General features: G+C 62.6%; 10 protein-coding genes. 8 read left to right on the top strand and 2 right to left on the bottom strand.

Features of this window, described 5'->3' with window-relative positions:
- Positions 1-1,139 precede the first annotated feature (1,139 nt).
- Positions 1,140-2,138 (bottom strand): bile acid:sodium symporter family protein, encoded by a 999-nt coding sequence (locus tag ACQKP2_RS05070; RefSeq protein ID WP_427574866.1) that lies wholly within the window; start codon positions 2,136-2,138, stop codon positions 1,140-1,142.
- 313 nt (positions 2,139-2,451) lie between these two features.
- On the opposite strand from ACQKP2_RS05070, the gene ACQKP2_RS05065 reads away from it, so the two are divergent.
- The 6 genes from ACQKP2_RS05065 to ACQKP2_RS05040 all read left to right on the top strand — a co-directional run bounded on the left by ACQKP2_RS05065 (position 2,452) and on the right by ACQKP2_RS05040 (position 8,919).
- Positions 2,452-3,261, top strand: coding sequence for a response regulator transcription factor (locus tag ACQKP2_RS05065; RefSeq protein ID WP_427574907.1), 810 nt, complete (start codon positions 2,452-2,454; stop codon positions 3,259-3,261).
- 105 nt (positions 3,262-3,366) lie between these two features.
- Positions 3,367-4,494, top strand: a complete 1,128-nt coding sequence (locus ACQKP2_RS05060; RefSeq protein ID WP_427574865.1) for an ABC transporter ATP-binding protein — start codon at positions 3,367-3,369, stop codon at positions 4,492-4,494.
- Positions 4,495-4,533: 39 nt separating this feature from the next.
- Positions 4,534-5,676: an ABC transporter substrate-binding protein gene (locus ACQKP2_RS05055; protein ID WP_427574863.1), complete on the top strand. Its 1,143-nt coding sequence runs from the start codon at positions 4,534-4,536 to the stop codon at positions 5,674-5,676.
- A 31-nt stretch (positions 5,677-5,707) separates the two neighbouring features.
- On the top strand, positions 5,708-6,625 hold the full coding sequence (locus tag ACQKP2_RS05050; RefSeq protein ID WP_427574861.1) for an ABC transporter permease: 918 nt from the start codon (positions 5,708-5,710) through the stop codon (positions 6,623-6,625).
- A 1-nt stretch (position 6,626) separates the two neighbouring features.
- Complete coding sequence (locus ACQKP2_RS05045; RefSeq protein ID WP_427574860.1) at positions 6,627-7,454, top strand: ABC transporter permease; 828 nt, start codon at positions 6,627-6,629, stop codon at positions 7,452-7,454.
- Complete coding sequence (locus ACQKP2_RS05040) at positions 7,447-8,919, top strand: aldehyde dehydrogenase family protein (RefSeq protein WP_427574859.1); 1,473 nt, start codon at positions 7,447-7,449, stop codon at positions 8,917-8,919. The genes ACQKP2_RS05045 and ACQKP2_RS05040 overlap by 8 nt, the downstream gene beginning before the upstream one ends.
- Positions 8,920-8,924: 5 nt before the next feature.
- Here the strand turns inward: ACQKP2_RS05040 and ACQKP2_RS05035 are convergent, their stop codons facing one another.
- Positions 8,925-9,878, bottom strand: a complete 954-nt coding sequence (locus ACQKP2_RS05035) for a LysR family transcriptional regulator (RefSeq protein WP_427574857.1) — start codon at positions 9,876-9,878, stop codon at positions 8,925-8,927.
- Between the two features lie 141 nt (positions 9,879-10,019).
- Here ACQKP2_RS05035 and ACQKP2_RS05030 point away from each other — a divergent pair, with 141 nt between their 5' ends.
- Positions 10,020-11,198, top strand: a complete 1,179-nt coding sequence (locus tag ACQKP2_RS05030) for a M20 aminoacylase family protein (RefSeq protein WP_427574856.1) — start codon at positions 10,020-10,022, stop codon at positions 11,196-11,198.
- A gap of 32 nt (positions 11,199-11,230) precedes the next feature.
- Positions 11,231-12,532, top strand: coding sequence for an MFS transporter (locus tag ACQKP2_RS05025; protein ID WP_427574855.1), 1,302 nt, complete (start codon positions 11,231-11,233; stop codon positions 12,530-12,532).
- Positions 12,533-12,562: the final 30 nt, after the last annotated feature.

Below are 12,562 nucleotides of genomic sequence, written 5' to 3'. Positions count from 1 at the left end.
GGCGGCAGGTCAGATCGCTGCACCACTAATGTGGCAGGTACAGGATTTTGCGGAGGTACGCTTAACCCGTAGGAGCGAGGCTTGCCCGCGAAGGCGGCAGGTCAGATCGCTGCACCACTAATGTGGCAGGTGCAGGATTTTGCGGACGTACGCTTAACCCGTAGGAGCGAGGCTTGCCCGCGAAGGCTGAGTGTCAGGCGATGTGGGTTTTGGCTCGGGGTACATATCCGTTGCTGCGGTAACGGCCACTGATGGTTCCGCCCTTACGGCGGGTTACTTGGAAGAGCCCCAAGTAACCAAGGGCTCTTGCCCCTTTCGTTCGGCCCTTCGCTGCGCTACGGGTACCCTCGCTCCGGTCCTGCTCCGTGGGCCCGCCGCCATCCATGCCGGGTTGCCCACTGCGCAGAACCTCCACTCGGCCTCTCGAGGGGGCAAGACGATCAAAATCAAAATCAAAATCAAAAGCCAGGCCGCCGACCTGATCTGTAGGAGCCAGGCTTGCCGGCGAAAGCGATCTCAAATACGCCTTCGCCGGCAAGTCGGATCGCCGCACCGCTGGCTCCTACACCACCCGCCCCTTCGGGAGGCTGAGTGCAGGTGTTCATCCAGGGATGGGCGCGCAGCGCCGTTCGACGCAGTCGAACTCATTGCATGTAGGTCAAGCGCAGCGGACCGGAGGGCAATGCCCCCGGATGGATGCCGGAGCGAAGGAACCCCTCGCCTTGGCGAGGGGCCGGACGCCGGGGCGAGCGTTTTTTTGCTTACCTTTTTTGAGGCGCTTGTCAAAAAAGTAAGTCGCCGTAAGGGCGAAACCATAAGCCGCCGTTACCGCTGCAATGGATATGTACACCATCCAGAATCACGGCCGGCTTTCAGGTCGCCATCGCGAGCAGGCTCGCTCCCACAGTGGACCGAGTACATCCGCAAATTGCGGGTCGGCTATCAGGCCGCCATCGCTGGCGAGCCAGCTCCCACAGGGTTCGCGGTGCACCCGACAGAATCAGCTCGGCTGTCAGGCCGCCTTCGCCGGCAAGCCTGGCTCCTACAGATACATGCCGCCTTGAGAGGCCGAGCGCAGGTTCCGCCCTGTGGTCTACAGAGTTCCCGAAGGAATCAGCGATGCGGTCTGGTGGATTAACTCAAGGATCAACCTGCCCCATCAATTGAGCCACCGTCTCCTCGCGCTTGGCAAAACGCTGGGCGAGCATTGCACAGACCATCAGTTGGATCTGATGGAACAGCATCAGCGGCAGGATCAGCAGGCCGATGGTGCTGCCGGCGAACAACACCTGGGCCATGGGCACGCCGGTGGCCAGGCTTTTCTTCGAGCCGCAGAACAGGATGGTGATGCGATCTTCCTGATTGAAGCCAAAGGCCTTGCCCAACACCATGGACGCCACCAGCACCAGCCCCAGCACCACACAGCAGGCCACCACCAGCCCCGCCAGGTCGCGCAGCGGAATCTGGTGCCAGATGCCTTCATTGACCGCTTCGCTGAACGCACCGTAGACCACCAGCAGAATCGAGCCCTGATCGACGAACTTCAGCCAGCTCTTGTTGCGCCCCACCCAGGCGCCGATCCAGCGCCGCGCGATCTGCCCGGCAATGAATGGCAGCAACAGCTGCACGCTGATTTTCACGATCGCATCCAGGGTCGAGCCACCCTCACCGTGCACATTGAGCAGCATGGTCACCAGCAACGGCGTGAGGAAGATCCCGAACAGGCTGGAAGCCGCCGCGCTGCAGATCGCCGCCGGGATGTTGCCCCGCGCCAGCGAAGTGAAGGCGATGGCCGATTGCACGGTGGCCGGCAGTGCGCAGAGATACAGCATGCCCATGTACAGATCGGCGCCGATCAGCGGCGACAGCAACGGCTTGAGCGCCAGGCCCAGCAGCGGGAACAGCACGAAGGTCAGGCTGAACACCAGCAGGTGCAAGCGCCAGTGGCCGGCCCCGGCGATGATCGATTCGCGCGACAGCTTGGCGCCGTGCAGGAAAAACAGCAGTGCAATGGCAACGTTGGTCAGCCAGCCAAAACCCACCGCCACCTGCCCGCTGGCGGGCAGAAAACTGGCCAGCAGCACAACGCCGATCAGGGTCAAGGTGAAGTTGTCGGGCAGGAAGCGAGGGCGAGTCATCGGGGTCATCCGGGTTTGCCAGGAACAGGACCTCGACTCTACGCCGCCTGCGAGTTACCGACTAACGCTAACAAGCCAGCATATATCGCCCAACGGACAACCCAAGTATCTGCCTTCAGCGCAAAACCGTTGCTGACCATTAACGAACGATCGATCACTTTTGCTACCACAGCTGTAGCACTCGGTAACATCCGGCCCCGTTACGGTGCATCGCTTCGACATTGGGTCGCCGCACATCCCGCTGCGCAAGGCTGCAGCCACCATGGCGTACTTTGTGCATTCAAACGCGATCCACGCCCTGTCTGAAGCCACCATGCGCCACAAGGAACTGAAACTCTGGACCACCGGTGTCGCCCATCTGCTCGACCTGCCTGCCGGGCACGGTCGACTCTCGGGCCTTTGCCACTGGCTGCGGCAGGTATGCCCGGTCGATCATTTCGTATTGTTCGTCTATGAAGGCAATCACCGCCCCCTGGCGTTGTTCGATACCTTTTCGGCGGACAAGCGCGCGGTGTATGTCGACGACTACCAGTGCGGCCCCTACCTGCTCGATCCGTTCTATCTGGCCTGCACCCGCGGGCAAGCGCCCGGCCTGTGGCGTCTGCGACAGTTTGCGCCCGACCATTTCTACCTGGGCGAGTATTACCTGACCTATTACCAGCAAACCGGTCTGGCGGAAGAAGTGGCGTTTTTCGTCGACCTGGGCGATGGCGCCATGGCGGTGCTGTCGCTGATGCGTTCAAGCGCCAGTTGCGCCTTCAGCCGCGATGAAATGCAGTTGGTCGAGTGCGCGCAGGCGGTGGTCGAACAGGTCATACAGCAAGCCTGGCGCCTGCGTCAGGCCCAGCAACCGCGTCCCGCGCAGGACCTGGACTACAAGATCCGCGAAGCCTTCGATCAGTTCGGCGCGCACATCCTCACCGGGCGCGAACAGGAAATCGTGCAGCTGCTGCTGCGCGGCCACTCCAGTGCCTCGGTCGCCGAACAATTGAGCATCAGTCCGGGCACGGTGAAGATTCATCGCAAGAACCTCTACGCCAAGCTCGGTATCGGCAGCCAGTCCGAGTTGCTGGGCCTGTTTATCCGCGAGTTGACCGGACGCGAACAGCTCGTCCAAGCCTGACCACGCAAAACGACTCTATCCCCCAAGGGATATATACAGCGCAAAACCGCGATTGTTAGTTTGGCCCCCGACGCAATGATTCATCACTGCAAGGGAGCCCTCCTCGTGAACAACAGCGTGAGCGACAACCCGCCAAGCGATATCGAATTCTGCAATGTGGTCAAACGCTATGGCCAGGTGCAAGCCGTCAATGGCCTGAACTTCGCGGTGCGGCGTGGCTCGTTCCACTCCTTCCTGGGCGGCTCGGGCTGCGGCAAAACCACCACCCTGCGGATGATCGCCGGTTTCGAACAACCCACCAGCGGTGAAGTGCGACTGGCCGGCAAGAGCGTGGCCGGCGTGCCGGCCTTCGAACGCCCGGTGAACATGGTGTTCCAGCATTACGCCCTGTTTCCGCACCTTACGGTGTCACAGAACATCGCCTACGGGCTGCGCTATCGCACCCCGCGCCCCGACAAAAAACAGCAACTGCGCATGGCCGATGAAGCCCTGGAGATGGTACGCCTGAGCGGCTTCGGCCAGCGCAAGCCCAGCGAGCTATCCGGCGGTCAGCAACAGCGCGTCGCCCTGGCCCGGGCACTGGTCAACAAACCCACGGTGTTGCTGCTTGATGAGCCCCTGGCCGCGCTCGACCGCAAGCTGCGCAAGGAGATGCAATCGGAATTGCTGCGCTTGCAGCGTGAAGTGGGCATCACCTTCGTGCTGGTCACCCACGATCAGGAAGAAGCGTTGTCGATGAGCGACAGCATCAGCGTGATGCACAACGGTTCGATCATTCAGACCGCCACCCCGGAACAACTGTATGAAACCCCGGCCAGCCGCTACGTCGCGGATTTCATCGGCGAGTCCAACCTGTTCGACGGCACGGTACGGCGCCTGCACGGCAATTCGGTGGTGCTGCGCACCGCCCAGGGCCTGGAGCTGACCAGCCCGCTGACCTCCACCGGCAAGGCCCTGTGCGCCGACGCCGAAGGCTGCATCGCCGTGCGTCCGGAGCTGATCAGCATCGCCGCCGCCAACGCGGACATGGCCCGTGAAGTGACCCTGCAAGGTTGCGTGGAAGACCGCATCTACCTGGGCAACTCCACCGAATACCGCGTGCGCACCCAGGCCTTCGGTGTGGTCTGCGTGCGCGTGCCGCGCCAGCAGGACTGCGGCGCCAATGCGTTCGAACACGGCGCGGCAGTGCGCGTCGGCTGGGATCACGCCAATGGCCTGGCCATGGCGTTGTAAATCATCGATTCGTTTCATCAACCGGATGTGGAGCGTGCTATGGACCAGAAGACTTTTATCAAGACCCTGCGCAGCTGGCAGAACGGCTCGATCAGTCGCCGTGACTTTCTCGGCCGCACCGGCCTCGGGATCGCCGCAGCGGTGGTCGCCACCAACATGCCCGGCCTGCTGACGTCGACCGCCGAAGCCGCCGAACAGGCCAAACTGGGCGATCGCCTGTCGCTGGCGACCTGGCCGAACTATCACAGCCAGGAAAACCTCGACGCGTTCGCCAAGACTACCGGCGCGCGAGTGTCCATGAGCGTGTTCGGCTCCAACGAAGAAATGCTCGCCAAACTGCAGGCCGGCGGCAGTGGCTGGGACGTGCTGGTGCCGACCAACTACACCATCAGCACTTACGTCGGCCTGGGCCTGATCGAACCGCTGGACCTGTCGCGCATTCCCAACTTCGATGCCTCGGCGTTCCAGCAGAAGTTCATGGCCCAGGGCACGGTGGACGGCAAGGTGTATGCGGTGCCGAAAAACTGGGGCACCACCGGCATGCTCTACGACACCGGCAAGTTGAAAACCGGCCCCACCAGCTGGAAAGAATTCTGGGCCGCCGCCCAGGGCCCGGCCAGCGGTCGCACCATGGTCCACGACTACCAATTGACTGCCATTGGCAACGCCCTGAAAAGCTTCGGCTACAGCTTCAACTCACTGGACCCCAAGGAGCTGGCCGACGCCGAGAAGCTGCTGATCGAGGTCAAGCCGCACCTGTTCGCGATCAACTCCGACATCCAGCCGTCGATGCGCAGCGGCGATGCCTGGCTGGCGATGTCCTGGACCGGCGATGCCTCGCAACTGCACCGCGACAACGCGCAGATGCACTTCGAACTGGGCAAGGAAGGTGGCGAGCTGTGGAGCGATTTCTTCGCCATTCCGAAAAACTCCGAGCACAAGGACGCCGCCTACGCCTTCATCAACTACCTGCTCGACCCGCAGCACAACAAACTCGAAGTGCTCAGCCACGGCTACCCCAGCGGCGACAAGCGCGTCGATGCCCTGCTGCCGGTGGCCATGCTCGACGATCCGATCATGTACCCGGCCGCCGAAGCCTTGAGTCCGCTGGAGTTCGGTGCGGCGGCAACGCTGACAAGCCCCGCGCGCGCCGAACTGATGGCGCGCTTCAAAGCCGCCTGATCATCCTGCCATGGCCAACGAGGAGTCTCCCATGAACGCTGCCGCCCACCCGCAAACGGTGCAGCCGGGCAGTGCCCTGACGGTCGAGGCGCGCCCACGGCGCAGCCTCGGCCGCCGGTTCACCCTGCTGATGCTCTTGCCTTCGACCCTGTGGTTCCTGCTGCTGTTGCTGATGCCGCTGGTGATCATCCTGGTCTTCAGCTTTGGCGAGCGCAGCGCCGTGGGCGGCTACGCCGGCGGCTTCACGCTGGACAACTACCTGAACCTGGCCTCGCGAGCCGCGGCATTCGGCAACACGCTGGTGCTGGCGCCACTGGGCACCCTGGTGTGCCTGGTGGCGGCCTACCCGCTGGCGTATTTCCTTGCCGTCAAGGTCAGCAAGAACCGCTCGCTGCTGCTGACACTGGTGATCGTGCCGTTCTGGACCAGTTTCCTGATCCGCACCTACGCCTGGATCTTCATTCTCAGCGGCAAGGGCATTCCGGCCTTGCTCGCCAGCCTGGGCCTGGAAGACGTGCGGTTGATCAATACGCCGTGGGCGGTGCTGATCGGCATCGTCTACGGCTACCTGCCGCTGATGGTGTTTCCGATCTACGTCAGCCTGGAGAAACTCGACAAGCGCCTGCTCGAAGCGTCTGCCGACCTGGGTGCCAGCGCCTTCGAAAGCTTCCGGCGCATTACCCTGCCGCTGTCCGCGCCGGGGATCATCACCGGGGCGATGCTGGTGTTCATCCTGCTGATGGGCGAGTTCCTGATACCGGCCATTCTCGGTGGCGGCAAGGTGTTCTTTGTCGGCAACGCGCTGGTCGATCTGTTCCTGCAATCGCGCAACTGGCCATTCGGCAGTGCGCTGGCAATGACACTGGTGACGATGATGCTGCTGATCATCGGTTTGTATCTGAAGCTGGTGGCGCGCTACGGCGGCCGGCCTGCCGATGGAGGCTTGTGATATGTGGCTGCGCAGTTATTCGACCTCGCTGTACCTGTTCCTCTACGCACCGATTGCCCTGATCGTACTGTTCAGTTTCAACGCCGGGCGCAGTGGCCTGGCCTTCGAATGCTGCTCGGTGCAGTGGTTCGGCCGCGCGTTCGACAACCCGTTCATCATGGAGGCGCTGGGGCACAGCGCATTCATTGCCCTGTGTTCGGCGCTGCTGGCGACGCTGTTCGGCACCCTGGCGGTGTTCGGCCTGCAACGCGCCGGGCGCAAGGTGCGCCTGCTGTTCGATGCGTTGACCTACTGCGCGATCATCGTCCCGGGCATCGTCATCGGCATCTCGACGCTGATCGCGTTCATCAGCCTGTTCGACCTGATCAATCCGCTGCTGGCCAGCTGGATGCCGGACGTTCCACGCCTGAACATGGGCTTTTTCACCGTGATCGCCGCGCATTCGCTGTTCACCATGGCACTGGTCATGGTGATCGTGCGCGGTCGCGTCGAGGCGCTGGACAAGGCCTTGCTGGAAGCCTCGGCCGATCTGTACGCGCCGCCCATGCAGACCTTCTGGCGGGTGACCCTGCCGCAGATCAGCCCGGCGATCCTGGCCGGATTCCTGCTGGCCTTCACCTTCAGCTTCGACGATTTCATCATCGCCTTCTTCGTCGCCGGTTCGGAGACGACGTTGCCGATCTACATTTTTTCTTCCATCCGTCGCGGGGTGACGCCGGAAATCAACGCGATTTCAACGGTGATCATCTGCGTTTCGCTTGCACTGCTCTTCACTTCCCGCTCTCTGCAAAATCGCCAGACCGGCGTCCAGGAGTCACACCATGCATGATCGGCTATACATCAACGGCGAGTGGGTCAGCCCGGACCTGGGCGGCTATCTGGATGTCATCGACCCGGCTACGCAACAGAGCTTCCATCGCGTGGCGGCCGGCACCGAAGAAGACGTCGATCATGCCGTGCGCGCGGCCAGGCACGCCTTCGACCATGGCTGGAGCCAAACCAGCGGTGCCGAACGCGCGCAATGGCTGGAGGCACTGGCCGACGAACTCGAACGCGGCAAGCAAGGCCTGGCTGAGCTGGAAGTGCGCGACAACGGCAAACCGCTGCCCGAAGCGCAGTGGGACATCGGCGACGCCATCGACTGCTTCCGTTATTACGCGGGACTGGCCCGTGAACTCGATCAGCAACAGGACCAGCCGCTGGCCTTGCCGGACGCGCGTTTCCGTTGCCGCATTCGCCACGAACCGATCGGCGTGGCCGGGCAGATCATCCCCTGGAACTACCCGTTGCTGATGGCGGCCTGGAAAGTCGCACCGGCACTGGCCGCCGGCGCCACGGTGGTGCTCAAACCGTCCGAACTGACGCCGTTGACGGCGCTGGAACTGGCGGCGGCGGCCGACCGCATCGGTTTGCCGGCCGGGGTCTTGAACCTGGTGACCGGTCTGGGCGCCGACGCGGGAAGCCCGCTCACCGAACACTCCGGGGTGGACAAACTGGCCTTTACCGGCAGCGTGCCCACGGGGGCGAAAATCATGTCGGCGGCGGCCCGCGACATCAAGAACATCAGCCTGGAACTGGGCGGCAAGTCGGCGTTCATCCTGTTCGACGATGCCGATATCGAGGCCGCCGTGGAATGGATTCTGTTCGGGATTTTCTGGAACCAGGGCCAGGTGTGCAGCGCCACCTCACGCCTGCTGGTGCAGGAAAACATCGCCCCGCGCCTGATCGAACGGCTGGTGGAAGAAACCCGCAAGATCACCATCGGCCCAGGCATGGAGCCTGGCGTCCTGCTCGGTCCGCTGGTCAGCCAGGGCCAGTACGACAAGGTGCTCGGCTTCATCGATCAGGGCCTGGCCAGCGGCGCCCGCCTGCTCACCGGTGGTGGGCGGCCGAAGCATTTACCGCAGGGCTATTTCATCGAACCGGCGATCTTCGACGAGCCGGGACACAGCAGCATCCTGTGGCGCGAAGAAGTGTTCGGCCCGCTGCTGTGCATCAAGCGCTTCAAGACCGAGGAGCAAGCGGTGCAGATGGCCAACGGCAGCCGCTTCGGACTCGCCGCCGCGGTGATGAGCGCCGATTTGCAGCGCACCGCACGGGTGGCGAATCAGTTGCGCGCCGGGATCGTGTGGGTCAACTGCTCGCAACCGACCTTCGTCCAGGCGCCGTGGGGCGGCATGGGCCACAGCGGAATCGGTCGCGAACTGGGCCAATGGGGGCTGCACAACTATCTGGAGGTCAAGCAGATCACCGAGTACGTCAGTGATCAGCCGTGGGGCTGGTATCTGAAATAGCCGCGTCAGATCAACAGTTCCAGCGTATCGAACAACTGCACATCCTCCGGCCGTGCCGATCGGGCACGACGGCGGATGACCTGCAGCAGGCATTCGACAAAGCACTGTGCGGCAACCCCCAGTTGGCCGTTGCGCGGCGTAACGATGCCGATGGTGTCGGTGGCGAACGATTCGGCCAGCGGCAGTTTTCTCACCCGCTCACGGTAGATCGGCACGGTGAGCATCGGCTCCGGACAATAGCTGAGCATGTCGGTCTGCTCGATCATCGATAACATCAGTTGCAGTGAGTGCGCGCGATGGATGCGCTGCGCGTCGATCTGCGCACCATGCTGCCCGAACAGCTCGTTCATCACTGCTTCGTGACTGGCGTCGGTGTAATTGACAACCCAGTCCTGCTCCAGCAAATCGTGGATGGAGCGGCTGTCGCCCAGGGGATGACCATGCCGGGCGACCACGGCCATCCGGTAAGAAAACATCAACTCGCTGACGAACTCCGGACGCGGCAGCAACGAAGACACCAGCCCCACGGCGAACTCCATGGTGCCGTCGCGCAATCGCGGCAAGGTCACGGCCATCAGGCCTTCGAAGATTTCCAGGCGCACCCGCGGCATCCGCTGGCGAAACAACATGACCACTTCAGGTAGCAAGGTCATGCCCATCCACGGCGAAATGCCAAGACGCAACTGGCCCTGCGCCTCGTCGCTCAGATGCGCCAGCTCCAGCTGTGCGCGCTCCAGTTGACTGAGCATCTGCCGGGCATGTTGCAGCAGCGACTGGCCGTACTGGGTCAGCAGCACGCCGCTGGCATTGCGCACCAGCAACGGCAATTGCAAATGCTCCTCCAGCTCGCGCAGCGATTTGGCCACCGCCGTTTGTGACACGCCCAGTTGCCGCGCCGCCGCACGAATGCTGCCGCAATCGGCAATCATCACCAGCGCCCGCAATTGATGCAGCTTCATCCACTCCTCCTGATGCCGGGGTGTAAACCTTAAGTTTTCAGCCCCGCTTTTTTGCGACTGCCGCGGCCTTCGCCAACTCATTAGGATCGCAGGGTATCAGTCGAACACCCGAAAACGATCAATAAAAACGAGGAAAACCTGATGACCCCATTGCCCGCCCTGCCCGGCATCCGCGCGTTTGAAGAAGAGATGATTGCTCTGCGTCGACACATCCACGCCCACCCGGAGTTGAGCTTTGAAGAGTTCGCCACCGCCGATCTGGTGGCCAGCCGTCTTGAACAATGGGGCTATGAAGTGACGCGGGGCCTGGGTGGCACCGGCGTCGTTGGGAGGTTACGTCTCGGCCGGGGCAACAGGACCATCGGCCTGCGCGCCGACATGGATGCGCTGCCGATCATCGAGCAGACGGGCCTGCCCTACACAAGCCGCCACGAAGGTGTGATGCATGCCTGCGGGCACGATGGCCATACCGCGATGCTGCTGGCCGCCGCCCGATACCTGGCCGAGCACCGAGGTTTCAACGGCTCGCTGGTGGTGATTTTCCAGCCGGCGGAGGAAGGCGACGGCGGCGCACAACGCATGCTCGATGACGGGCTGTTCGAGCAGTTCCCCTGCGATGCCATTTTCGCGATGCATAACATGCCGGGGATGCCGGTCGGCCAACTCGGCTTCCTGGCCGGACCGTTCATGGCCTCCACCGATACGGTGACGATTCGCATCGACGCGGTCGGCGGCCACGGCGCGATGCCGCACAAGGCCGTCGATCCGGTGCTGGCCGGTTCCGCCATCGTCATGGCGTTGCAAAGTATCGTCTCGCGTAATGTCGACCCGCTGGACACCGCCGTCGTGACCGTCGGTGCGTTCCATGCCGGTATCGCCGCCAACGTGATTCCCGATCACGCCGAACTGCAATTGAGCGTGCGAGCCCTGAAGGCCCCGGTGCGCGAACAACTGATCGCGCGCATCACCGCGCTGGCTCAAGCCCAGGCGACAAGCTTTGGCGCGCGCGCCCGCGTAACGGTCGATGAGGCGCAACGCTTTCCGGCCCTGTTCAATCACCCCCAAAGCACGGAATTTGCCCGGCAAGTGGCGCTGGACTGGCTGGGCGAAGAGGGATTGGTGCAAGACATGAAACCACTGACTGGCAGCGAAGACTTCGCCGTGATGCTGGAGCAATGCCCCGGTTGCTACCTGTTGATCGGCAATGGCGATGGAGAAGGCGGCTGCATGGTGCATAACCCCGGTTATGACTTCAACGACGACTGCCTCGCGACGGGCGCCAGTTATTGGGTGCGTCTGGTCGAAACCTTTCTGGCTTGATTACCCCGCCCTCGCCTCCTGGAGTCTGCCTCATGTCCACACCCCATTCCCCGGCCATCCCGGCGGGTGCTGCAACCCGGCAACCGATCGGTGCGCGCGCCATCGCCGCCATCACTATCGGTTCGGGCCTTGAGTTCTATGATTTCTCGGTTTACAGCTTCTTCGCCACGCTCATCGGCCGGCAGTTCTTCCCGGTCGAAAGCACATTGGGACAATTGCTGCTGTCACTGGCGACCTTTGGCGTCGGCTTCGGCATGCGTCCGATCGGCGGCCTGGTACTGGGTGCCTACGCCGACAAGGCAGGGCGCAAACCGGCGATGATGCTGACCCTATGGCTCATGGCCCTGGGCTCGCTGATGTTCGCCATCGCACCGACCTACGCGCAGATCGGCATTGCCGCGCCCTTGATCATCGTGCTGGCGCGGCTGGTGCAGGGCTTCGCCATCGGCGGCGAGGTCGGTGCCTCCACCGCGATGTTGATGGAGTACGCTGACAATGACAGCCGCGGTTACTACGGCAGCTGGCAATTGTTCAGCCAGGGACTGAGCTTCCTGCTTGGCGCGCTGGTGGCGCTGGGCCTGAGTTCGTCGCTGTCCCCCGAAGACCTGGAAAGCTGGGGTTGGCGCCTGCCCTTCGTGTTGGGCATGCTGGTGATTCCGGTCGGCATTTACATCCGCCGCCACCTCAAGGAAACCGCCGAACCTGCACAGAGCCACGATGCGACGTCCAGCCTGCGCCTGATCTTCACTTGCCATCGGCGAGCGATAGTTGCTGGCGTACTGCTGGTGATCGGCGGTACCGCATCGAGCTACATCGTGCTGGACTACATGACCAACTACACCGTCGCCGTGTTGCATTTGCCGATGACCATGGGTACCACCGCCGCCTGCCTCGGCGCGCTTGTGCAGATCGGCCTGTCCATCTGGGCGGGTCGGCTGAGCGATCGTATCGGACGTCGCATTACCATTGCCCTGGGCGCCATCCCGATGCTTGCGCTGATCTATCCGGCCTTCATGTTGATGAATCACTGGCCGACACTGGCCACCTTGCTGTCCGTCTCGCTGGTGATGACGTTATTGCTGGTATTGATCACCGTACCGAGCCTGGTGTTGATTACCGAGCTGTTCACGCGAAGGATCCGTGCCACCGGGTTGTCGATTGTCTACTGCCTGGGTGTCTCGGTGTTCGGCGGCTTTGCCCAGTTCTTCGCCACCGGGATGATTGGCCTGACTGGCAACAACAACGCACCGGCGCTGTATGTGATGTTGTGCCTGTTACTGACCTTGATCGGCCTGGCGATGGTGAAGGAAACCGCCTGCAAACCGCTCGATTAATTGCCGACAAAAGAACCGGCCCGACTGCCA

The organism is Pseudomonas sp. NPDC089569 (assembly GCF_050280625.1).
In the GTDB taxonomy this organism is placed as follows: domain Bacteria; phylum Pseudomonadota; class Gammaproteobacteria; order Pseudomonadales; family Pseudomonadaceae; genus Aquipseudomonas.
Note: the sequence above shows the minus strand (reverse complement) of the source record. Positions and strands in the feature narration are given on the sequence as shown.